At 57.8% G+C, this 23,545-nt stretch carries 21 protein-coding genes and 1 pseudogene; 10 read left to right on the top strand and 12 right to left on the bottom strand.

Translation table 11 applies throughout. From position 1 onward, the window contains the following. Nucleotides 1-315 precede the first annotated feature (315 nt). The 12 genes and pseudogenes from B3759_RS14520 to B3759_RS14465 all read right to left on the bottom strand — a co-directional run bounded on the left by B3759_RS14520 (nucleotide 316) and on the right by B3759_RS14465 (nucleotide 10,433). A complete protein-coding gene (locus tag B3759_RS14520; RefSeq protein WP_291366999.1) occupies nucleotides 316-1,482 on the bottom strand; it encodes a GGDEF domain-containing protein in 1,167 nt (388 codons plus the stop codon). Beyond that, a complete protein-coding gene (locus B3759_RS14515; RefSeq protein WP_291366997.1) occupies nucleotides 1,479-2,015 on the bottom strand; it encodes a heme NO-binding domain-containing protein in 537 nt (178 codons plus the stop codon). Before B3759_RS14515 ends, B3759_RS14520 begins: the two co-directional genes overlap by 4 nt. A 100-nt stretch (nucleotides 2,016-2,115) precedes the next feature. After that, nucleotides 2,116-2,455, bottom strand: a pseudogene (locus tag B3759_RS14510) (transposase); the annotation flags it as partial. Nucleotides 2,456-2,468: 13 nt separating this feature from the next. After that, on the bottom strand, nucleotides 2,469-4,214 hold the full coding sequence (locus B3759_RS14505) for an oleate hydratase (protein ID WP_291366995.1): 1,746 nt from the start codon (nucleotides 4,212-4,214) through the stop codon (nucleotides 2,469-2,471). Between the two features lie 413 nt (nucleotides 4,215-4,627). After that, on the bottom strand, nucleotides 4,628-5,572 hold the full coding sequence (locus B3759_RS14500; protein ID WP_291366993.1) for an alpha/beta hydrolase: 945 nt from the start codon (nucleotides 5,570-5,572) through the stop codon (nucleotides 4,628-4,630). Between the two features lie 318 nt (nucleotides 5,573-5,890). Beyond that, on the bottom strand, nucleotides 5,891-6,835 hold the full coding sequence (locus B3759_RS14495) for a bifunctional riboflavin kinase/FAD synthetase (RefSeq protein ID WP_291366991.1): 945 nt from the start codon (nucleotides 6,833-6,835) through the stop codon (nucleotides 5,891-5,893). Continuing rightward, nucleotides 6,835-7,551, bottom strand: coding sequence for an acireductone synthase (mtnC, locus tag B3759_RS14490; protein WP_291366989.1), 717 nt, complete (start codon nucleotides 7,549-7,551; stop codon nucleotides 6,835-6,837). The genes B3759_RS14495 and mtnC overlap by 1 nt, the downstream gene beginning before the upstream one ends. Nucleotides 7,552-7,560: 9 nt before the next feature. Continuing rightward, nucleotides 7,561-8,106 carry a 1,2-dihydroxy-3-keto-5-methylthiopentene dioxygenase gene (locus tag B3759_RS14485; protein ID WP_291366987.1) on the bottom strand — a complete coding sequence of 182 codons (546 nt, stop codon included), beginning with the start codon at nucleotides 8,104-8,106 and terminating at the stop codon, nucleotides 7,561-7,563. Between the two features lie 2 nt (nucleotides 8,107-8,108). Beyond that, a complete protein-coding gene (locus tag B3759_RS14480; RefSeq protein ID WP_291366985.1) occupies nucleotides 8,109-8,783 on the bottom strand; it encodes a methylthioribulose 1-phosphate dehydratase in 675 nt (224 codons plus the stop codon). A gap of 47 nt (nucleotides 8,784-8,830) precedes the next feature. Further along, a complete protein-coding gene (locus tag B3759_RS14475) occupies nucleotides 8,831-9,091 on the bottom strand; it encodes a twin-arginine translocase TatA/TatE family subunit (protein ID WP_010666622.1) in 261 nt (86 codons plus the stop codon). Nucleotides 9,092-9,270: 179 nt separating this feature from the next. After that, entirely contained in the window at nucleotides 9,271-9,783 is a 513-nt protein-coding gene (locus B3759_RS14470) for a CHAP domain-containing protein (protein WP_291366983.1), read from the bottom strand. Further along, entirely contained in the window at nucleotides 9,783-10,433 is a 651-nt protein-coding gene (locus B3759_RS14465; RefSeq protein ID WP_291366981.1) for a regulatory protein RecX, read from the bottom strand. The genes B3759_RS14470 and B3759_RS14465 overlap by 1 nt, the downstream gene beginning before the upstream one ends. A 206-nt stretch (nucleotides 10,434-10,639) precedes the next feature. Here B3759_RS14465 and rplK point away from each other — a divergent pair, with 206 nt between their 5' ends. The 10 genes from rplK to B3759_RS14415 form a co-directional block, all read left to right on the top strand. Further along, nucleotides 10,640-11,074, top strand: a complete 435-nt coding sequence (gene rplK / locus B3759_RS14460) for a 50S ribosomal protein L11 (RefSeq protein ID WP_173573622.1) — start codon at nucleotides 10,640-10,642, stop codon at nucleotides 11,072-11,074. A gap of 4 nt (nucleotides 11,075-11,078) precedes the next feature. Continuing rightward, nucleotides 11,079-11,771 (top strand): 50S ribosomal protein L1, encoded by a 693-nt coding sequence (rplA, locus tag B3759_RS14455; RefSeq protein WP_173573623.1) that lies wholly within the window; start codon nucleotides 11,079-11,081, stop codon nucleotides 11,769-11,771. Nucleotides 11,772-12,039: 268 nt separating this feature from the next. Further along, nucleotides 12,040-12,564: a 50S ribosomal protein L10 gene (gene rplJ / locus B3759_RS14450; RefSeq protein WP_010666617.1), complete on the top strand. Its 525-nt coding sequence runs from the start codon at nucleotides 12,040-12,042 to the stop codon at nucleotides 12,562-12,564. Nucleotides 12,565-12,659: 95 nt separating this feature from the next. Then, complete coding sequence (gene rplL / locus B3759_RS14445; protein WP_291366977.1) at nucleotides 12,660-13,034, top strand: 50S ribosomal protein L7/L12; 375 nt, start codon at nucleotides 12,660-12,662, stop codon at nucleotides 13,032-13,034. Between the two features lie 269 nt (nucleotides 13,035-13,303). Then, nucleotides 13,304-17,476 carry a DNA-directed RNA polymerase subunit beta gene (gene rpoB, locus B3759_RS14440; protein ID WP_291366975.1) on the top strand — a complete coding sequence of 1,391 codons (4,173 nt, stop codon included), beginning with the start codon at nucleotides 13,304-13,306 and terminating at the stop codon, nucleotides 17,474-17,476. Beyond that, complete coding sequence (locus B3759_RS14435; protein ID WP_180952762.1) at nucleotides 17,469-17,615, top strand: hypothetical protein; 147 nt, start codon at nucleotides 17,469-17,471, stop codon at nucleotides 17,613-17,615. The genes rpoB and B3759_RS14435 overlap by 8 nt, the downstream gene beginning before the upstream one ends. After that, nucleotides 17,612-21,793: a DNA-directed RNA polymerase subunit beta' gene (rpoC, locus tag B3759_RS14430; protein ID WP_291366972.1), complete on the top strand. Its 4,182-nt coding sequence runs from the start codon at nucleotides 17,612-17,614 to the stop codon at nucleotides 21,791-21,793. The genes B3759_RS14435 and rpoC overlap by 4 nt, the downstream gene beginning before the upstream one ends. A 516-nt stretch (nucleotides 21,794-22,309) precedes the next feature. Then, nucleotides 22,310-22,681: a 30S ribosomal protein S12 gene (gene rpsL / locus B3759_RS14425; protein WP_010666058.1), complete on the top strand. Its 372-nt coding sequence runs from the start codon at nucleotides 22,310-22,312 to the stop codon at nucleotides 22,679-22,681. A gap of 14 nt (nucleotides 22,682-22,695) precedes the next feature. After that, nucleotides 22,696-23,172 (top strand): 30S ribosomal protein S7, encoded by a 477-nt coding sequence (rpsG, locus tag B3759_RS14420; RefSeq protein ID WP_010666057.1) that lies wholly within the window; start codon nucleotides 22,696-22,698, stop codon nucleotides 23,170-23,172. A 101-nt stretch (nucleotides 23,173-23,273) separates the two neighbouring features. Then, nucleotides 23,274-23,545: GTP-binding protein (locus B3759_RS14415; RefSeq protein ID WP_291366970.1), on the top strand; the 272-nt coding region annotated here is incomplete at its 3' end.

Below are 23,545 nucleotides of genomic sequence, written 5' to 3'. Positions count from 1 at the left end.
GATTGGCTTAGAAGAAGACGTGTCGCATCGTGTTGCGACACGTCTTCTTTACTTGAGGCGTCGGAACACGATCTCGAACCGGTGGTGTCACTTATATTTTCTCTTGTCGGGTCTAACGAGTTTCTCGCGCAATTTTTGGCCAAGAATTCAGGACTTTATTCCCATCTCATCCAGGGCATCGCAGAACCAGTCGGCGTCACAAACCTTATCGGTGGTGAAGGTCTCGGGATCATCCGCTAGCCTGATCTGCGCTCCTTTTTTATAGGCTTCCGCGTTGTAGGGTATCTGGAGCGAACTGACGCTGAGCAGCTTTTATCAGGCTGGGTTCACAGGACTGGCAAGGGTCACGCGACCACCACCTGCTCTTTTACTTACATACATGGCTTGGTCCGCTTCTTTCAGAATGCAGGAGGTGCTTTTATAACGCGAGGACCAAAAGGCAAGGCCAATGCTGGCGGTCGAGATCAAAGAATGGTTTTCTATTTCTAAAGGTCGCCGAAAGACGTCGCACACATTTTCTGTCGCGGCTATGACCTCATGAGGTGATGTTTTGCCGTAAAAGAGGATTACGAATTCATCGCCGCCCAGACGGGCCACCATATGCGCAGGATGGTCCGCGAGCGTGTGCTTCAGACGTTGGGCCGTCTGACAAAGCACCTGGTCACCGACCAGATGGCCAGCCGTATCATTGATGTGCTTGAAATGATCGAGATCCATGAGACAGACCGCCGGTGGCGTGTCGGTGGTTTTCCATGTCGCCAGAATATCGGTGAGTGTTTGAATGAAGAGTGTACGGTTAGGTAAGTTGGTCAGGGCGTCATGAGTCGCGTCATACCGAAGCTTACGCTCGGCTTTTTCCCGTTCAATCACGCGGGCGATATGGCCGCCGATATTCATGCATAGGCCGACGATTGGTTCTTCCGCTTTCACTTCCTTGCATGAAAAAAACAGGATGAGGACATCGACGCACCCATCCGCAATGACAGGCAGACCCAACCCATAATGCAGGCCGGCCCCGATTGCATGATCGTGCGAGTCGATTTTCCAGCTTACGATTTTCTGCTGACGTTTGATCTGGAAGGCCAGTCCGTCCGCTTCGAACAGTCGCGAAGCCCGGCAGGCGTCAAGCAGTGCCTGACGTGAGGAAAGCGTATCCGGGAAACACAAAGTAGGGTTTACCCGGTCATAATTCCCATCTTCGCGTCGGATAAACGCTACGCCGCCCGAGAACCCCATGCGACGACAGGATTCCTCCAGCGTAACTTCAAGCACACGCGTGGCGGAGGAGGTCGTATTGGCGCAGCTGACGATCATCTCCAGCAGTTTCTGCTGGTTGTTCAGACTATAGAGTTCACGCAGGCCGCGTTCGGCAATCTGTTCCGCCTCGCGACGGATACGCTTCTCCCTCTCGAAGCGTTTGCGCAATTGGAGGTAGAGCGTCTTGTAGTCGGTGTCTGTTTCATCTGCTGTCGGGTGGTTCATGGGCCCTGCCAGCGGATGGTCATGTCATTCTCTTTTGCGGAACCGGGTGGGTAACGCTCCACTGAGACCTTTTCATGCCAGATGTCGGCTGCTCCGAGAATGAAGCCATGTGCGAGATCAAGAAGGTGACGGGAGGACTGGTAGCGCATTTCCAGCGCCCCGTCCGGCAGTTCCGTGAAATGGAAATATGGACAGTGAGCTCCGGAATAGAGCTTCCTCACTTCAGGATGGATGATTGTGTTGACGGATAGGATGAACGCCCGCGCAGAGGGAAACTGCTCGAACAGTTCGGGATAGGTTTTCTTGAGAAGAGGCATCGCCTGCTCACCAAACCAGCGCAACACCTCGCCTTCAGAGATCTTCAGATGATGTGCCGCCGCGCTCACGAGCGCCAGCATATCTTCGTCCGGATAGTTGCCCAGAGAACTATACACACCATCCACCTTGGCCTTTTCCAAAAGGAAATCCCAGGTTTCGGTGCCGAATTGTTCGCTGACCACGTCCTCCAGAAGATTGAAGACTATGCCTTTCATGATGCTTCCGATCTGACCGCGATGATAATTTACAATGTGGGTAATCCCATTGTCTTCACAAGCCGTTAAGCGGACCGATCTTCCCGGCATTCTTTCCTCACATCGGCAGATAACCGGCGTTCCGCAGAGTTGCGTCGAAGCGCTTGACAGAATTTGAATTGCACCGATCTGTGTCAGACGCTCACGAAGCAGTCAGATCGTTTTGGGATCAGGCACACGGTCCGGCAGCCTAGGATCGCGACAACACATGAAAGACAGGCGCTCGTCGCTCAGATATTCCGTCTGTTCGTCGGAGAGACTGTTCAGCGTCTGGTGCATCAGAAGTGTGAACATCAACTCCGGATCAAGGAGTGGGCGACTGCCTTTGTCCTATCCACATGGACCAGAGGCTTGTCCAGATCAGGACGGGAAGCCTCAAAATCCACAATCCGGAAAAATGCTGTGGACCAGTTCTCAAATCAGCCCATAACGCTCCAGCAGATCATCAACTTCCGTCCCATCCGTCAGATGACGCAGCAGGCCGGAGGCGGGCACCTTCTTTCCATCCCGCAATTCTGCCGCCGCCTGTAGAAGCATTCGAATATCGTAGACGCTGCCGAAAACTTCCGGAACGGCACGATCAACATTGAGTAGCGTATAGACCGCCTCCATCGCCGTGCGGACGGAGTATTCCGTAGTGAACACCGTGTCGCGTGGCGTTTCGGCAAACTGACCGAGAAAGGCGAGGTTGACGCTGCCATCCGGCACCACTTTCGGGCGATCTCCGGGTGAGCGCGGCATGAACTGCGCGGTGATGAAGGGCATCATGCAGGGATGCGTGATCGCGCCCTTCGCCGCCATGTCGCCAATCTGGTCGATCGGCACGCCCATATGGAACAGCCACTCCTGCGTGATCTCTTCGCCGGTGCAGTCCTGCATCGGTTTCTTGACGTAATCACCGGGCACATCACTGAACAGTCCGTAAAGCCAAGCCACCATCAGGCCTTTTGGTTGATCCTTGAAATGCGGTTGACGGCTGACGACCCAGCTCATCAGCCACGCGGAATCCTGAATGGTGATCGGGCCGCCGGTGACCGTGCGTCCGGAGAACGGATCGCGACCTGTCACCTTGTGGACGAGGTCGGGAATGCGTGCATCCTGTGTTGTGACACTTGCTGACAGCCAGCGGGATTTTTTGGTGTCTCCACAGAATACATCCGGGCGTCCGAACGCCGGATCCTGCATGGCAATGTTGCGCCACAACTGCCAGATGCTACCATCCTTGATGGTTGTATCGATCGGTGCAGGGGTATGGTGGTCGCCCCAACTGGAATTTTCCACCATCGAGCCATTGGTGACAAAAACCAGTTCATTCGGACCAAGATCGACGCCAGCTTCCGTGCCGCTTTCCAGCCAGTCGATATGGGTTGCGACTTTCTTTCCCCCCGAAGTATCGACGGCGACATTCGTCACCTGCACCCCATGGCGAAACACCACACCTTGGTCGGCAAGCCATGTCGCCAGTGGTTTGCTCAGCGATTCCTGCTGATTGTATTTGGTGAATTTCAGAGTGTGCAGATCCTTTAGTCCAAGGATCTGATGCACGAAACGGGCGAGATAGCGCTTCATCTCGATCGCGCTGTGCCATGGCTCGAAAGCGAACATCGAGCGCCAGAACAGCCAGAAATTCGATTTCATGAAATCGGCGGACAACATGTCGGTGATGGTCTTGCCCGCAAGTTTCTCCTCATCTGCGAGGATGAGCGCAATGATCTCCCGCCGCGCCTTTCCGGTCAGCGTCAGGCTGTCCCGATCCGGCAGAGGCTGGCCCTTTCCGCACATCGCCCGCACCGGACTGCTGCTGGGATCGACGCGGTTGAGATGGTAGAACTCATCGAGAACAGAAGCATCCGGCACTTCCAGCGAAGGAATCGAACGATACAGATCCCACAGGCACTGGAACTGTTCCTCCATCTCCCGACCGCCACGGATCAGCCAGCCGGTTTCCGCATTGCCTGCGCCGTCCAATGCTCCGCCGTCGGCGTCCGATGCTTCAAGAATGGTGATCTTTGAGGGCGTCATCTGGGCGTCGCGGATCAGGAACGCCGCCGCCGCCATGCCGCCCAGTCCGCCGCCGATGATCCACGCGGATCGGTTTTCCACGCCTTCCGGCTTTACGGGGCGGGCGAAGGCTTCGAAATTGCTGTGGGCGTATCTCATGGCGTGCTGTGTCTTTCAGAGCCGATTGCGGCCCGATCGAGTAGGGCGAAGAGAGTGTTCCTGTGATTATACGCTGCTCCCTCAAGATAGATGTCTTTGATATGCGTCAAATATCACGCAGATACGATCACGGATGATTACAGAAGGACGTGCTTTTTCAGGAACGTTTCCGTTGTGCTCTCGATCGCCAGAAATCTTCGCCTGTAGACTCGGTTGCACGCTCTGGAATTCTGTTCGTGCGCATCACAAGAGGCTGGTGGCGATCAACGGATAATCCTTCATGAGGATAACCAGTCTTTGCTGATCATCCTCATGAAGCTGCTTGGTTCGGAATGTTTTAAGCGTTTTGGAAAGATCCCGATATTCTCAGTATTTTCCCCAATAATAAAATCAGTTTTGTCGAAATATTCGGCTTACAGCATCCGGCGCACAGCCCGCACAATATCCTGACGGGCCCGCTCGGCAAGAGCGGACGGCAGCAGATCGAAGCCATGTACGGCGTTGGTATAGACGACCAGCTCGGTCGGGACGCTCGCCTGCCACAGGCGATGGGCGTAGGTCACGTCTTCATCACGAAACAGGTCGAGTGCGCCAGTAAGAATGAAGGTTGCCGGTAGTCCGGACAGGTCATTCATGAAAGCCGGTGACAGATAGCCAAATCTCGGATCGTCAGTCGCCAGATATCCACGCACGGCAGCCCATGCATGGCGGTTCTGGGCGCGTGTCCAGAGGAATTCGCCTGTTTTGGGGTCATCGGAAGGAGCGTCTGGTCCACCAGTGCGCAGATCAAGCATTGGATAGATCAGGAGTTGCGCACGCAGTTTGATCCTGCCCCGATCACGCGCCAGAAGCGCTGTGGCCGCGGCAAGACAGCCACCCCCGCTGTCTCCCATGATCATGATGCGATCAGGATCGACGCCCAGTTCGTTCGGATGGTCATGCAGCCACACCAAAGCGGCGTAGACATCTTCCAGACCTCCCGGAAAGGGCGTTTCTGGCGCCAGTCGGTAATCGACGGAGACGATCAAAGCGCCTGTTTCCGATGCCCGCTGGCTCAGCAGTCCCGCCTGCATGTCAGGTGTGCCAGCGATCATCCCACCGCCATGAATATAGAGGATGGCAGGCGTTGTTCCGCTGGTTTTGGGCGGGTGAAACAGGATGACACGAACCTCGGGCGCATCTTTTGGACCGGGGATAGACCGTTCCTCAAAATCGACCGATGCGGATTGCAGGAGAGCTGTTGTTCCTTCGACCAGATCGCGACGGAAATCCCTCAGATCACCCTGCGTAGGATCAAAGGAGGGAAACGAAGCCACCGTTTCGCGTTGCTGTGCGTCGACCAGATCCAAAGTAGTCATCAGGAGAGCTCTCCGTTTCTCTTGCAGATTGGCAGGAGCATAAGGAGCTGGCAGGCCGGGTAACAGTACCCCTACAACAAGTTGAATTTTCCCGATTTTTTAAAATTGAATGCTGTACGATGGTCTACTCTCTGTTGCGAGAGAGCCTTTTGACCCGAATTAAATCTGAAAAATCCCCAAGAAGCTTTTGGTAAAGCTTTTTTCAAAAATCTTTAAGAATCAATCACTTTTTAGAAAAAGGAAACAGCCTGAAGCCGCCAATAACTTTCAGGATTGCGAGCGTTCGGCGGCTCGCCAGTGCATTATGGCAGCAGAGATTTACTGGCTGTCACGTCGGTTCTGCAGAAGCAGGCGGGCCTGCTCCGTATCGCTGGCGATCTGCTGCTTCAGTGCGTCCAGACTTTCAAACTTCTTTTCCGGGCGAAGTAGGCCGTGGAGTGCGACGGAAATCGTCTGGCCGTACAGGTCTTCCGAGAAATCGAAAATATGGACTTCCATCCGGCTTTCGCTGCCGTCGGCGATGGTCGGGCGTCGACCGATGTTCGCCACTCCGTCGCAGGTGCGGCCATCCGGCAGCCTCACGGTCGTGGTGTAAACGCCACGCGCCGGTTCAAGATGTCGGCCAAGGCGGACATTGGCGGTAGGAAAGCCCAGAAGGCGGCCCCGCTTGTCGCCATGGCACACTTCACCACGAATCGACCAGGGACGCCCCAGTTCCGCTGCCGCCCGCTCAGGGTAGCCATCCTGCAGAAGACGACGGATGCGGGTTGAGGAGTAAGGGCCGTCGGCATCGGCCAGAGCGGGCACAAGGTTGACGCCGATCCCCAGCTCGCTGGCACGCTCCGCCAGAAAACTGGTGGTACCGCCGCGGCGGTATCCAAAGGCGAAGTCATGCCCGCACGCAATATGCTTCACGCCGAGTGCGTCATGCAGCACGTCATCGATGAAACGCTCTGCGGGCATTCGGGAGAAGGCTTTGTCGAACGCAATCTGGAAGACATGCTGCACGCCAAGCGCCGCCAGTGCTGCGAAACGTTCATCCGCCAGCGTCAGACGGAATGGGGGATCTTCCGGTCTGAACAGTTCCCGGGGATGCGGTTCAAACGTCACGACGGCAAGGGGTACATCCGGCTGACTCAGATGCAGAGTGTGCACCAGATGAGCATGTCCCAGATGCACGCCGTCGAAATTGCCAAGAGCGGCCGCTGCGCCCCGCGCCTCGGAAGGAATGGAGCGCCAGTCCGTGTAGAGATGAGCCCGCATTACTGTGCCTTGCCGACAGGTTCCGGAAGGCTGAACAGGCCTGCGACCTCCTTCATGGAATGGGCGACCGGATGAACCGTGCCGGCGACGGTGCCATCTTCCGGACGCACCATCTGACAGGTGCGGAGACCCGCAGCGGTGGCTGCATCCAGTTCAGCGACCACATCCGATACGAACAGAACGTCCGAAGCCTTCCAGCCCATCTTCGAGAGAATGCGACGGTAACTTTCCGCATCCTTCTTGCCGCCCATTTCCAGATCCAGAAAGGCGCTGAAGAGCGATGTCAGATCGCCATCGGTCGTATGGGTGTAAATAAGGCGCTGGGCGGGGGCCGAGCCGGATGAGTAGACGGCCAGTGTCAGGCCTGCATCTGACCATGTTCGCAGGGCAGGCGGTACATCCGGAAAGAGATCAGCGATGAGTGCGCCGGAGGCATAGCCATCCGCCCATGCGATGCCTTGCAGAGCCTTGAGAGGTCCGACTTTTGCGTCCTCATCCATCCACGCCATCAGCTGGGCGAGCGGTTCACGATCCGGCGACAGTCTTTTCGTTTCCGCCAGCGCCGCAATAACAGCGGGATCATTCGCCCTGTCCCGGATCAGATCAGGGAGCGCCTTGCGAGCATAGGGAAACAGGACCTTGTGCACGAAAGAGACGGGAAGGGTGGTGCCTTCAATATCGAGCAGGATGACGGATGGTGTCGGAATGCTGTTCATACGATCTTATTACGCGATCTGGGCCGGAAAGCGGAGAGCGATGTCGTCGCCGGTATAATCCGCGATCCATCCTTCCTTGTGAGTGAAGATACGGAGCGCCACGACATCCGGCGTTTCCCCGGCGTCGAACCAGTGCGGAATCCCTGTTGGAACGGAGATCAGGTCGCCCTGAGTGCAGCCGACATCATAGACCTTGCCGTCAACATGCAGGACGAAGTGACCCTGTCCATGCACGAAAAACCGTACTTCGTCTTCCGAATGGATATGCTCGGACAGAAATTTCTCGCGCAGGGCCGTGCGGTTTGGAGTGTTCACGTCGATACTGATGACATCGGCCGAACCAGCCCCGGTTTCGCCCATCAGCCTGTCGAGATAGGGACGATAGACACCCAGCACCGTGTCCTGATCGGCATCACGAGCGGGAGGTTCGACATCGGTCCAGCGCTCAAAGCGCACGTTGATGGGGCTCAGCCGGGCGGCGATCGCCTCTGCGTCATGGCTGGAAAATTCCGGCTGGCCGGGGCGGGTGTCATCATAGACCGTGAGACTGCTCATGATCAGGCTTCCTGAACCGCAGCGCGAAGTTTCGCCTGTTCCAGCTCGCAGGCGAGAAGGAATTCCAGCCCTTCCAGACGGGCGAGCGCGGTGTCCATATCCGGACCCCAGACATACACGCCATGACCACGGATGATGTATCCGGCCTTCATGTCATTGAGGAACAGGGCCACGCTCCGCGAAAGGCGTGCAATATCCTGATCGTTCGGAAAGACGGGCACAGCAAGGCGCGTCTCGTGCGTGGTCTGCCCCTCGAAAACCTTCAGGACTTCGTAATCTGCCAGATAAAGTTCCGAGTCAGTGCTCGCCATGGACAGCACCGTCGAGGCGACGGAATGTCCATGCAGCACAGCGCCGGCGTCGGGGAAGTGCGCATAGATCTGGCAGTGCAGAAGCGTCTCGGCGCTTGGACGGTCTTCCGGACGGATGGAGGTGCCATCCAGCCCGACCTCGATGACGCCCTGTCTGGTCAGAAAGCCCTTATGGCCGCCTGAGCGGGTGACGGCGATCCGACCATCGGCAAGCCGGACACTGAGATTGCCGGCTGTTGCAGGCACCCATCCACGCTGGTCCATACGACGACCCGCATGGATGATCTGCTCGACAGCCTTGTCCCACGCGATGTCGGACGGACCAGAGGGTGTGCGTGTGTGTTCTGTATCAGTGACGAAACTCATCGTGTGACGAATCCCTGAAGCGGACCGCCGCCCAAGGCGACCGGATGTCAGTGGGTGTTGGGGCCGCTGGACGTCGTGGGACGCTGTTCCGTGGAGAAATTCGCCGGATTGGCTGGCGGCGGCGAGATACGGCCGTCCTGCGTTGATGCAGGATGTTCCATGGACTCGTCATCATCAAGATTCTTCTTGAAGGATTTGATGCCCTTGGCGAAATCACCCATCAGCGTGCTGATCTTCCCGCTTCCGCCAAAGACGATCAGGACCACAGCCAGAACGATCAGCCAGTGCCAGATGCTGAAGCTACCCATTGTGTCGACTCCTCAACCTGAAGAAACCGCCGGGCAAGAGAGAAGCGCGTGCGGGTAAAGTTTCAGTTGGTGTTGCATGGACTTCAGGGGAATAACCGCCTGAAACGCGTATAGAAGCGTTAATAGCATTATTACACGCCCCTGAGCCGGAAAGCCACTGGGGTTTCATGTCTATTTCCTTACGAAATCCACCCGCCGGGCCGGGCGGGAAGAATGAAGCCATAGGTTGGATAGACTGTGCGCCCCATGCTCCCTGTCGGACTCCACCATACCCGCACCCGTGTCCAGTCATTGCGCGGAGAGACATCGACGATAGGGACTGCATGGTCGACCCGCCCGGGATTCCAGTTCGCCTGATCGACGAGAATGGCGCGTGTGCCCCGCACGGAACGCACTACGGAAACATGGCCGTCCGGCAGGCGGGACGATGAACGGAAGACAAGCACGGCGCCCGGTGCTGGACGTGGGCCGCGTGCATATTGGCCGTCCGCACTGCGCCACCATGACGCGGCTGCTCCTCGTAGCGCGATGGATGAATGTTCACGCGCCCAAGGAGCGCATTGGAGACGCCCCTGCCAGCTTCTGCCGGTCCCACCGCCGCCACATCCCGCAAGGAGCAGGGCAGGCAGGCAGCAGAGGATCTTTTTGAAGAGGCGTTTGCGAGGGGAGTGGGGACGGGTGGCAGGCGGCATCACAAACTGGCTTTCAGGGTCAGAATGCGGGTTTCGGCTTCGTCCGGGTCCATCCCGAGCGCTCTGTCAGCAATATCGCGGGAAAAACCTGCGCGAGCGAACGCGCCGTAAAGCCGGGCTTTCTTTTCGGCATGCTCATCGCCTGTATCATCAGGGGACTCTTCCCGCTGAAAGGGTCCAGCCCTGCGTTTGCGGGCAAAAATGAGCGCTGCGGCGATCTCTGCGTCACGGGCGGCTTCATCCTGTCCAAGCGTGTCATCAAGCGCCTGTTCGCTGGTGGACGAATCGATGCCTTTGGCGGCAAGCTGCGCCTGTACGGCGCGCCGCGAACGGCCGCTACGGGTGAGGCGGGCTGCGCGGGATTTGGCAAAGCCATGATCGTTGACCGCGCCCAGTGCAACCATGTCCTGCGCGATGGCTGTCGCCAGCGGGAGAAGGCCGTTCACCGTTTCCGTGACGGTGGACGACTCCTGTCCATCCTCGACAGCTCGGCGGCCCCAGCGGGTGATCCGGCGTTCCAGAACGAGGGCGAGTCCTCTTTCCGTGGCTGCAAACCGGGCCAGATGGGCGAGAGCAGCTTCCCGAAGGGAACTCCGGTCGGGAGGCGGAGGGAGAGGGCGTGGCGCGCCGATGTCCGGACGTCGTGACATGAAACCTACTCTATCATGACGGTAAGCCGGATGTAACTTGCCGCGCCACATGACCCCGATTCTCTGTCACGCATACTTGACGGCAAGGGCAAGCAGGCGTATGGCCCCGGCTCTTACGAAACGCGGGAGAGTTGTCCGTGCGCCCTTGGGCGTCGGAGGATTTCGCCAGAACCGCGGTTCGGGTTCAATATAAAGGAGTCCCGGATATGGCCAAAAAAATCGTTGGCTACATCAAGCTTCAGATTCCGGCAGGCAAGGCGAATCCGTCTCCGCCGGTTGGTCCCGCTCTCGGTCAGCGTGGCCTGAACATTATGGAATTCTGCAAGGCGTTCAACGCCAAGACGCAGGGCATGGAGCCCGGCATGCCGATTCCGGTGGTCATCACCGCGTATGCCGACCGTACGTTCAGCTTCATCACCAAGACGCCGCCGAACACCTACTTCCTGCTGAAGGCCGCCAAGGTCTCCAAGGGTAGCCAGACGGTCGGCAAGTCCGCCGCTGTCGGCAAGGTGACGATTGCGCAGCTGCGCGAGATTGCCGAGACGAAGCAGAAAGACATGAACGCCAACGACATCGACGGCGCCGTGCGTATGCTCATGGGTTCCGCCCGTTCGATGGGCCTGCAGGTTGTGGAGGGCTGAGATCATGGCAAAGAACAAGCGTCTGACCGCTGCCCGCGCGACTGTTGACAGCACGAAGCAGTATGCTCTCGATGAAGCCCTTGCCCTCGTGAAGAGCAATGCGAAAGCAAAGTTCGACGAGACGGTTGAGATCTCCCTGAACCTCGGCATTGACCCGCGTCATGCTGACCAGATGGTCCGTGGCCTGCTCTCCCTGCCGAATGGCACGGGCAAGACCCTGCGCGTCGGTGTGTTCGCCCGTGGTCCGAAGGCTGAGGAAGCCAAGGCTGCTGGTGCCGATGTGATCGGTGCGGAAGACCTGATGGAGAAGGTGCAGGCTGGCGAAATCAACTTCGACCGCTGCATTGCAACCCCTGACATGATGGGCCTCGTCGGTCGTCTCGGTAAGGTGCTTGGCCCGCGCGGCCTGATGCCGAACCCGAAGCTCGGCACCGTGACCATGGACGTCAAGGGTGCTGTCGAGGCTGCGAAGTCTGGTCAGGTTGAGTATCGCGCCGAGAAGGCCGGTATCATCCATGCTGGTATCGGCAAGGCTTCTTTCGACGCTGACAAGCTGGCTGAAAACATCCGCGCATTCGTGGATGCCGTTCAGAAGGCTCGTCCGACCGGTGCGAAGGGAACCTACCTGAAGAAGGTGGCGCTCTCCTCCACAATGGGTCCGGGTGTGAGTGTTGAAGTCTCCGCTTTCGGCGGCTGACATAAAGAATGATCGCCGGGAGGTTCTGCTTCCCGGCTTTCCAGGGTGGCGCTTTCGCGTCATCTGATCCTGTCCAAGACCGGATGTGGCTTTAGCCTTAATGCCCTTGTGGCGCGACCGGGAGACGAGGGTGCTGGTTTGTGGATTTCGATCTGCTCTCCGTGCGTATCGTGACATGGACAGGCGAACCGGATTGTCAGCTCCGCTGATAATCCTTGGGTAACCGGCTCATCCTCCCTGAGTGGATGGGCTAACACGGAGACGGGAAGTGAACCGTACGGAGAAGCGCGAATTTGTCGCCTCGCTCGCTACCGTGTTCGCAGAGACGTCCATGGTGGTTGTCACCCGTAATGACGGGCTGACAGTTGCTGATGTGACTGACCTGCGTCGCAAGGTGCGTGCAGCGGGAGCGACTTACAAGGTCGCGAAGAACCGGCTGGCCACTCTCGCCCTGGATGGGACCCGATTCGATGGCATTGCGCCGCTGCTGAAGGGACCGACCGCCTTGTCGTGGTCGGCTGATCCTGTGGCAGTGACGAAAGTGCTCGTCGAGTTCGCCAAGACCAATGAGAAACTGGTGCTGCTTGGTGGCGCCCTTGGAACCCAGGCGCTTGACGTCAACGGGCTCAAGGCGCTTGCCGAGCTGCCGTCTCTGGACGCACTTCGTGCGCAGCTCGTGGGGCTCATCTCCACGCCGGCTACGCGTATCGCGGGTGTTCTCCAGGCGCCGGCAGGCCAGCTGGCTCGGGTCTTTGGTGCCTATGCCAAGACGGGCGAGGCGGACGCAGCCTGATGCGTCTCCCCTTGCGGGGAGAGAGAAAATGCGCATGACCCGTTTCTTTCGGGTTGTGCATCCTGAACTAGTATCTATATTAGGAAGACCATATCATGGCCGATCTGAACAAGCTTGTTGACGAGCTTTCCGCTCTTACAGTTCTCGAAGCTGCTGAGCTGTCCAAGCTCCTTGAAGAGAAGTGGGGCGTTTCCGCTGCTGCTCCGGTTGCTGTTGCAGCCGCTGCTGCTCCGGGTGCTGCTGCTCCGGCTGAAGAGAAGACCGAATTTGACGTGATCCTTGCCAGCGCAGGCGACAAGAAGATCAACGTGATCAAGGAAATCCGCACGATCACCGGTCTGGGTCTGAAGGAAGCCAAGGACCTTGTCGAAGGCGCTCCGAAGACCATCAAGGAAGGTGCCAGCAAGGAAGAAGCCGAGAAGATCAAGAAGACTCTCGAAGACAACGGCGCTAAGGTTGAGATTAAATAATTATCTCGATCTTCTGGCGGCACCTTCGCGTGCCGTCACTGTTTTGAGTTGGTTCTGGGCGGAGGCTGTCTACGGTCTCCGCCTGTTCGTCTGTAGTGACTCCCTGTAAAGGGTAGATGCTAAGGCGATTTACGAACCAGACGACTGCACCGGATTACGGCGTGGGTCGTGTGAAGTGTGCATTACAGGCCGGACCGTCTGGCCCTCTCCTTTCCTTTTCGGAAACGGGGTGGCCGGATGGTCCGACGGCAGGGACGAGGCAGATAGACATGAACGCAATCACCAAATCGTTCACGGGGCGTAAAAGGATCCGCAAAAGTTTCGGGCGGATTCCCGAAGTTGCGCCGATGCCTAACCTCATCGATGTTCAGCGCGCCTCCTATGAGGCATTCCTTCAGGCGAACGTATCGCCTGATGCGCGGACGCAGACGGGGCTTCAGGAAGTTTTCCGTTCCGTTTTTCCGATCAACGATTTCGCAGGACGTGGTCGTCTTGAGTTCGTTCAGTACGAATTCGAAGACCCGAAATATGACGTTGAAGAATGCATCCAGCGTGGTCTGACTTATGCCGCGCCGCTGAAGGTCATTCTCCGTCTGATCGTCTGGGACGTTGATGAGGATACGGGTTCCCGCTCGATCCGCGATATCAAGGAACAGCCGGTTTACATGGGCGACATGCCCCTGATGACCGATAACGGTACCTTTATCGTCAACGGCACCGAGCGCGTGATCGTCAGCCAGATGCACCGTTCACCGGGCGTCTTCTTCGATCATGACAAGGGCAAGACCCACTCTTCGGGCAAGTATCTCTTCTCGGCCCGCGTCATCCCGTATCGCGGTTCCTGGCTCGACTTCGAATTCGACGCCAAGGACCTGATCTATGTCCGTATCGACCGGAAGCGCAAGCTGCCGGCCACGACGCTGCTTTATGCGCTCGAAGGCGCCAATTCCGAGGCTGCGCGCAAGAAGAAGGCGGAAGAGGGCGGCGACGTCGCTTCCATGGACATCGGCGGCATGGATTCCGATGAGATCCTTGACTACTTCTATGGCAAGGTCATCTTCCAGAAGACCGCCAAGGGCTGGGCGCGCGCTTTCGATCCGGAAGCTTTCAAAGGCCAGAAGCTTCTCTCCGACCTGATCGACGCAGATAGCGGCGAGGTCGTTGCTGAAGCCGATACAAAGCTGACCGCTCGTGCCGTCCGCAAGATCGCCGAGACCACGAAGGAAGTGCTGGTCACGGAAGCGGACCTGCTCGGACGTTTCATCGCCCATGATATCGTCAACCCGAACACGGGTGAGATCTATGGTGAGGGCGGCGAAGAACTGACTGAAGCCCGTCTGCTGGCGCTGGAAGAAGCCGGGATCACTGAGCTGCCGACCCTTGCGGTTGATCAGGCCAACGGTCCGTGGATCCGCAACACCATGACGGTGGACAAGAACAACTCCCGTGATGAGGCGCTGATCGACATCTATCGCGTCATGCGTCCGGGTGAGCCGCCGACGGCTGAGACGGCGGAAGCGATGTTCCGCAGCCTGTTCTTCGATCCTGACCGCTATGACCTGTCGTCTGTCGGTCGTGTGAAGATGAACATGCGTCTGGGTCTTGAATGCCCTGACACGGTGCGTGTTCTCCGCAAGGAAGACATCCTGCGCACCATGAAAGTCATGTGCGATCTGAAGGATGGTCGCGGCCAGATCGACGACATTGATAACCTCGGTAACCGTCGTGTTCGCTCTGTCGGCGAACTGATGGAAAACCAGTATCGCATCGGCCTGCTCCGCATGGAGCGTGCCATTCGCGAGCGTATGGGTTCCGTTGATATCGACACGGTCATGCCGCATGACCTGATCAACGCGAAGCCGGCCGCTGCTGCCGTGCGTGAGTTCTTCGGTTCCTCGCAGCTTTCACAGTTCATGGATCAGACGAACCCGCTTTCGGAAGTCACGCACAAGCGTCGTCTTTCGGCGCTTGGCCCGGGCGGTCTGACCCGTGAGCGCGCAGGCTTTGAAGTCCGTGACGTTCACCCGACCCATTACGGCCGTATCTGCCCGATTGAGACGCCGGAAGGCCCGAACATCGGTCTGATCAACTCACTGGCGACTTACGCCAAGGTGAACAAGTACGGCTTCATCGAGACGCCTTATCGTCTCGTGAAGGATGGCAAGCTTCAGGACGGCTGGAAGTATCTTTCCGCCATGGAGGAGGAGCGTCTTGTCGTTGCTCAGGCCGACGCCAAGCAGGACAAGGATGGCACCCTGACCGGTGACCTCGTTTCGGTTCGCCGGAACGGTGACTTCCGTCAGGTTCTCCCGACTGACGTGACGGCCTGTGACGTTTCTCCGAAGCAGCTCGTTTCCGTCGCCGCGGCGCTGATTCCGTTCCTTGAGAACGATGACGCCAACCGTGCGCTCATGGGATCGAACATGCAGCGTCAGGCTGTTCCGCTGGTGCGCTCCGATGCGCCGCTGGTCGGAACAGGCATGGAAGCCGCTGTTGCTCATGACTCGGGTGCAACCATCGTTGCCCGCCGCAGCGGTGTTGTCGATCAGATCGACGGTGCCCGCATCGTGGTGCGCGTAACGGACTCAACCGGTGCGACGCAGGGTGTTGATACCTATCGTCTGCGGAAATACTCCCGTTCCAACCAGTCCACCTGCATCAACCAGCGTCCGCTGGTTCGCGTGGGCGATCAGGTTGCTGCTGGTGACATCATCGCCGACGGTCCGTCCACGGAACTGGGTGAGCTGGCTCTGGGCCGTAACGTGCTCGTCGCGTTTATGCCCTGGAACGGTTACAACTTCGAAGATTCCATCCTGATCTCCGAGCGTATCGCGCGTGACGACGTCTTCACCTCGATCCATATCGAGGAATTCGAAGTCATGGCGCGTGACACGAAACTTGGTCAGGAAGAAATCACCCGCGACATCCCGAATGTCGGTGAAGAAGCCCTTCGCAACCTCGACGAAGCAGGCATCGTGTATGTCGGCGCCGAGGTGAACCCGGGCGACATCCTGATCGGCAAGGTCACACCGAAGGGCGAAAGCCCGATGACGCCGGAAGAGAAGCTCCTCCGCGCCATCTTCGGTGAAAAGGCTTCCGACGTTCGTGATACGTCCCTGCGTCTGCCGCCTGGCACGACTGGTACGATCGTTGACGTCCGCGTCTTCTCCCGTCGCGGCGTTGACAAGGACGAGCGTGCGATGGCGATCGAGCGCGCCGAGATCGAGCGTCTGGCGAAGGACCGTGATGACGAGCGCGCCATTCAGGAGCGTTCCTTCTACAATCGTCTGCGTGAGCGTCTTATCGGTGAAACAGCAGGAACAGGCTTTAAAGGTCTGAAGTCCGGCACGCCGATCACGGAAGAGGTTCTGACCGAGATTCCGCGTGGCGCATGGCGCAACGTGAGCGTCGCGTCCGACTCCGTTACGGCCGAACTGGAAACCCTGCGTCGTGAATTCGACGCGGCTATCCAGAAGATTCAGGCTCGCTTCGACAGCAAGGTCGAAAAGCTGCAGCGCGGTGACGAACTGCCGCCGGGCGTGATGAAGATGGTCAAGGTCTTCGTTGCCGTGAAGCGTAAGCTTCAGCCAGGTGACAAGATGGCTGGTCGTCACGGAAACAAGGGTGTTGTTTCCCGCGTGGTGCCGGTCGAAGACATGCCGTTCCTGGAGGATGGCACGTCTGTTGACATCGTGCTGAACCCGCTCGGTGTGCCGTCACGAATGAACGTCGGACAGATCCTTGAGACCCATCTGGGCTGGGCCTGCGCCAACATCGGCCGCCGCATTGGCAACATGGTCGATGAATATCAGCGGGACGGTGAAAAGAAGCAGGTGCTTCTGGATGAACTGAAGGATGTTTACGGGGATGAGGTCTTCAAGGCCGACATCGCTGAAATGTCCCACGATCAGCTCGTTGAACTGTCGAACAATCTGCGCAAGGGCGTGCCGATTGCAACGCCGGTGTTCGATGGCGCCTCGATCCCCGATATCGAGAACATGCTTGAGAAGGCGGGTGTCGATCGTTCCGGTCAGTCCCAGCTCATCGACGGTCGCACAGGCGAGCCGTTCGAGCGCAAGACGACGGTCGGTTACATCTACATGCTCAAGCTGCATCACCTTGTCGACGACAAGATCCATGCACGTTCGATCGGTCCATACTCGCTCGTCACGCAGCAGCCGCTGGGTGGTAAGGCGCAGTTCGGTGGCCAGCGCTTTGGTGAGATGGAAGTCTGGGCACTTGAGGCGTATGGCGCAGCCTATACGCTGCAGGAAATGCTTACGGTCAAGTCCGATGACGTCTCCGGTCGTACCAAGGTTTACGAATCGATCGTTCGTGAGCAGGACGACTTCGAGGCCGGTATCCCTGAGAGCTTCAACGTTCTCATCAAGGAACTGAAGTCGCTTGGTCTGAATGTGGATCTGGAAAACAGTGGTGACTGATTTTCCCTTTAATCTTGTCGAGGGGCTTCGGTCTCTCGACGCCGACCTGTTTTCAATGAAACGGAGCGCGGGGCAGAACGCCCGGCGTGACGCGGAGCGCGGCCGCGTGACACCCGTCCTGGAGGTTTTCGGCGCATGAATGAACTCATGAAAATCCTTGGCCAGACTGGTCAGGCAGCCACCTTCGATCAGATCAAGATCCAGCTCGCATCCAGCGAGCAGATCCGGTCCTGGTCGTTTGGCGAGATCAAGAAGCCGGAGACGATCAACTATCGTACGTTCAAGCCGGAACGTGATGGTCTGTTCTGCGCGCGTATCTTTGGCCCGATCAAGGACTACGAGTGCCTGTGCGGCAAATACAAGCGCATGAAATTCCGCGGCATCGTCTGCGAGAAGTGCGGTGTTGAAGTCACGCTGGCGAAGGTCCGCCGTGAGCGGATGGGTCACATCCAGCTCGCAAGCCCGGTCGCGCACATCTGGTTCCTGAAGTCCCTGCCAAGTCGTATCGGCCTGATGGTCGACATGACGCTGAAAGATCTGGAAAAGGTGCTCTACTTCGAGAGCTATCTGGTTCTGGAGCCGGGCACATCTCCTCTGAAGCAGTTCAGCCTTCTGACGGAAGAGCAGTATCTTGACGTGCTCGATGAGCATGCCGAAGACGGTATCGAAGTCGGTATCGGCGCTGAAGCCATCAAGAAGCTGCTCGAGCGCATCGACTGCGACGCCGAGAAGGTCAATCTCCGTCAGGAACTGAAGGAGACGACGTCCGAGGCCAAGCGTAAGAAGCTGGTCAAGCGTCTGAAGCTGATCGAAGCGTTCGCCGAGAGTGGCTGCAAGCCGGAATGGATGATCCTGGACATCGTGCCGGTGATCCCGCCCGAGCTGCGTCCTCTGGTTCCGCTCGATGGCGGTCGTTTCGCAACGTCGGATCTGAACGATCTGTACCGTCGCGTCATCAACCGTAACAACCGTCTGAAGCGGCTCATGGAGCTGCGTGCGCCGGACATCATCGTCCGTAACGAAAAGCGCATGCTGCAGGAGTCCGTGGACGCCCTGTTCGACAACGGTCGTCGTGGACGCGCCATCACAGGCGCCAACAAGCGTCCGCTGAAGTCGCTGTCCGACATGCTGAAAGGCAAGCAGGGACGTTTCCGTCAGAACCTGCTCGGCAAGCGCGTCGATTACTCCGGTCGTTCGGTCATCGTGGTCGGACCTGAGCTGAAACTGCATCAGTGCGGTCTTCCCAAGAAGATGGCGCTGGAGCTGTTCAAGCCGTTCATCTACTCGAAGCTCGAGAAATATGGTCACGCCACCACCATCAAGGCTGCAAAGCGCATGGTGGAAAAGGAGCGTCCGGAAGTCTGGGATATCCTCGAAGAGGTGATCCGCGAGCATCCCGTGATGCTGAACCGTGCCCCGACGTTGCATCGTCTCGGCATTCAGGCGTTCGAGCCGATCCTTGTCGAAGGTAAGGCGATCCAGCTTCACCCGCTGGTCTGCACCGCCTTCAACGCGGACTTTGACGGTGACCAGATGGCCGTTCACGTGCCATTGTCGCTTGAAGCTCAGCTTGAAGCCCGCGTGCTGATGATGTCGACCAACAACATCCTCAGCCCCGCGAACGGCAAGCCGATCATCGTGCCGTCACAGGATATCGTTCTTGGGCTCTACTATCTCAGCCTTGAGACGCCTGAGTTCGCTGCGACACCGGATCGTAACGAATATGATGACAAGACCGGCGAAATTCTGACGAAGGGTGCGCCGTCTTTCGGTTCTATCAACGAAGTCGAATATGCCCTGTCGACAGGCGCTCTGAAGCTCCACGACAAGATTCGTATGCGTCTTGAGATGACCCGTGAAGACGGCAGTTCTTACGCTGAGAATGTTGTCACGACACCGGGTCGTGTCCTGATCGCCCAGATCCTGCCGAAAAGCAGCTCGGTGCCGTTCTCCCTGATCAACAAGCAGCTGACCAAGAAGAACGTGTCCGACGTGATCGACGCGGTCTACCGTCACTGTGGTCAGAAAGAAGCGGTGATCTTCTGTGATCGTATGATGTCGCTTGGTTTCCGCCACGCTGCGAAAGCCGGTATCTCCTTCGGAAAGGATGACATGATCATCCCGCACGAGAAGAAAGAGCTGGTTGACCGCACGTCCGCAGAGGTCAAGGAGTTCGAGCAGCAGTATCAGGACGGTCTGATCACTGCTGGCGAGCGCTACAACAAGGTGGTTGACGCCTGGTCGCGCTGCACGGACGAAGTACAGGCTGCGATGACCAAGGAACTGTCGAAAGCCGAGATCGGCAAGCCGATCAACTCGGTCTGGATGATGAGCCACTCCGGTGCGCGTGGGTCGCCAGCACAGATGAAGCAGCTTGCCGGTATGCGTGGTCTGATGGCCAAGCCGTCGGGTGAGATCATCGAGCAGCCGATCATCGCCAACTTTAAGGAAGGCCTGTCGGTTCTCGATTACTTCACCTCGACCCACGGTGCCCGTAAGGGACTTGCCGATACCGCGCTGAAGACGGCCAACTCGGGTTACCTGACGCGTCGTCTGGTTGACGTGGCGCAGGATTGCATCATCGTCGAGAACGATTGCGGTACCGAGCGTGGTCTGACCATTCGTGCGGTGATGGATGGTGGTGAGGTTGTTTCCTCGCTTTCCGAGCGAATCCTGGGACGTACGCTGGCAGCTGATGTCGTTAACCCGACCACGGGTGAAGTCATCTTCAAGCGTAACCATCTTGTTGAGGAGGCTGATGCCGAAATCATCGAGAAGGCCGCTGTCGAGACGGTTCTGATCCGCTCTGTGCTGACCTGTGACAGCCGCGTCGGCGTTTGCGGTCACTGCTACGGCCGTGATCTTGCCCGCGGCACGCCGGTCAACATCGGTGAAGCTGTTGGTGTTATCGCCGCACAGTCCATCGGTGAGCCCGGAACGCAGCTTACGATGCGTACCTTCCATATCGGTGGTGCCGCCCAGCGTGGTGCCGAGCAGTCGATGGTTGAAGCATCCCGTGACGGCAAGGTGACCATCCGCAACCGTAACGTGGTGCAGAACTCGCAGAACGTGCCGATTGTCATGGCCCGTAACTGTGAAATCATCCTTGCTGACGAGAACGGTACGGAGCGTGCGCGCTATCGTGTGCCTTACGGTGCACGACTTCTGGTAGAAGACGGTCAGGCCGTTACCCGTAACCAGAAGATGGCCGAGTGGGACCCGTACACCCTGCCGATCATCACCGAGAAGGCAGGCACGGTCGAATATCTCGACCTGATCGACTCCATCACGCTTGTCGAGCGTATGGACGAAGTGACGGGTCTGACTTCGAAAGTGGTCGTGGATTACAAGCAGGCCTCCAAGGGTGTCGACCTGCGTCCGCGTCTGCAGCTGAAGGACAGCAACAACAACGTCATCAAGCTGGATAACGGCAATGACGCCCGTTACTTCCTGTCGCCTGACTCGCTCCTTTCAGTGGAGAACGGTGCTCAGGTCCATGCGGGTGACGTGCTGGCGCGTATTCCGCGTGAAGGTTCCAAGACGCGTGACATTACCGGTGGTCTGCCGCGTGTTGCCGAACTGTTCGAAGCGCGTCGTCCGAAGGATCACGCGATCATCGCCGAGAATGAAGGCCGCGTTGAGTTCGGTAAGGATTACAAGTCGAAGCGCCGTGTTATCGTCAAGAACGACGAGACAGGTGAAGAGACCGAATATCTGGTGCCGAAGGGCAAGCACGTTTCCGTTCAGGAAGGTGACTTTGTCCAGAAGGGCGATCCGCTGGTCGACGGTCCGCGCGTGCCGCATGACATCCTGAAGGTCATGGGTGTCGAGGCTCTGTCCGATTATCTCGTGAACGAGATTCAGGACGTGTATCGACTGCAGGGCGTGAAGATCAACGACAAGCACATCGAGGTGATCGTTCGCCAGATGCTGCAGAAGGTTGAAGTTCTGGAGCCGGGTGACACGACGTATCTCGTGGGCGAGACGGTGGATCGCATCGAGTTCGAAGGCGAGAACACCAAGCGCATGAATGCTGGAGATCGTCCGGCGGTGGCCATGCCGGTGCTTCAGGGCATCACGAAGGCCTCGCTGCAGACGCAGTCCTTCATCTCGGCCGCCTCCTTCCAGGAAACGACACGTGTGCTCACCGAGGCTGCTACAGCAGGTAAGGTGGATACGCTCAACGGCCTGAAGGAAAACGTCATCGTTGGCCGTCTGATCCCTGCGGGAACAGGTAGCGTGATGAACAAGCTGCGTGCTGTTGCTGCGCGTCAGGATCGTCAGCGTCTTGAGCATGGAAATGAGGCTGCTGAGTAATCAGCAGACTTCAAATCCTGTGGTTATGGAGAGGCCGGGTTTTGTCCCGGCCTTTCTTTTTTTCTAGGACAAGCATCAGACGCACTGGATGCGGATAACGCATATCACGATGGATTCTTTTCCCTATCGTGATGCCCGTTTTCACTGGCCAAATGGCCAATTTCGGGTTAAGAGGCGCGCAATTCGTTGCATAACGACGCCAAAAGACCGGTTCCAACGGAATGTTAGTGTCAGAAGGTGCGGAAACCAACCCGAATCGCGTGAGTTTTCTTGACTCACATGGTTCCGGGGCTTAGGGTCCGCCGCCTCAGCTTCATGCATTCCGGCTCACTGTCCGGGCAGGTTGTTGTCAAAGCAATTACAGCATGCGGTTCCATGTGCTCCTTGGAGAGTGCGTTAAGGCCGGATGTAAACATAGGCTTTCCGGATGCTGTATCCGGGGGGTGATTTTGGATGACAGTCGGCAACCGAAGTGAGGGTTCGCCGGCCGAACTGTGTAAGGATCGGGAAAGGCGCATGCCGACCATCAACCAGCTGATCGCCAAGGGGCGCGAGCCTGCGGCAAAGCGCAACAAGGTGCCTGCCCTTCAGGGCTGCCCGCAGAAGCGCGGCGTTTGCACTCGCGTTTATACAACCACTCCAAAGAAGCCGAACTCCGCGCTCCGTAAGGTCGCGAAGGTGCGTCTGACGAACGGTCACGAGGTGGTGAGCTATATTCCGGGTGAGGGTCATAACCTTCAGGAGCATAGCGTCGTCCTGATCCGTGGTGGTCGTGTGAAGGATCTTCCGGGTGTCCGTTACCACATCCTCCGCGGTGTGCTTGATACCCAGGGTATCGCAAAGCGCCGTCAGCGTCGTTCGCTCTATGGCGCTAAGCGTCCTAAGTAAGGGAATATCGAGGCATGAGTCGCCGTCACCGCGCTGTAAAGCGTGAGATCCTACCGGATCCGAAATTTGGAGACATCGTCATTACGCGCTTCATGAATGCGCTGATGTATGATGGCAAGAAGTCCACTGCAGAAGGCATCGTCTACGGTGCTCTCGATGTTCTGCATCGTCGCGGTGGCGCTTCCGCTGATCCCGTCGCCATGTTCCATGCGGCGCTGGATAATGTGAAGCCGGCCGTTGAGGTTCGTTCCCGTCGTGTTGGCGGTGCAACGTATCAGGTGCCTGTGGAAGTGCGTGCTGACCGTCGTCAGGCTCTGGCAATCCGCTGGCTGATCGACGCGTCGCGCAAGCGTGGTGAAAGCACGATGCAGGATCGTCTTTCCAATGAGCTGATGGATGCCGTGAATAATCGTGGCGCCGCGGTCAAGAAACGCGAAGATACGCACCGTATGGCTGAGGCCAACAAGGCTTTCAGTCACTACCGCTGGTAACGAGCGCTTTTTTATGTGTGTTGCGGTGTTCCGGGTTGGGTGCCGCAGCAGAAATTGCTAACAACCGCATCCCGTCTGTAGATGGGTAACGGAGAGAAACGATGGCAAAGGCTAAATTCGAGCGTAATAAGCCGCATTGTAATATCGGCACCATTGGTCACGTTGACCATGGCAAGACATCGCTCACCGCTGCGATCACGAAGACCCTGGCCAAGGCCGGTGGTGCTGAGTTCAAGGCATACGATATGATCGACGCAGCTCCTGAAGAGCGCGCTCGTGGTATCACCATCTCCACGGCTCACGTTGAGTACGAGACCGCTAAGCGTCATTATGCTCACGTCGACTGCCCGGGTCACGCTGACTATGTGAAGAA

The organism is Acetobacter sp. UBA5411 (genome assembly GCF_002409645.1).
Taxonomy (GTDB): domain Bacteria; phylum Pseudomonadota; class Alphaproteobacteria; order Acetobacterales; family Acetobacteraceae; genus Acetobacter.
This window is presented reverse-complemented; position numbering and strand designations above follow the sequence as displayed.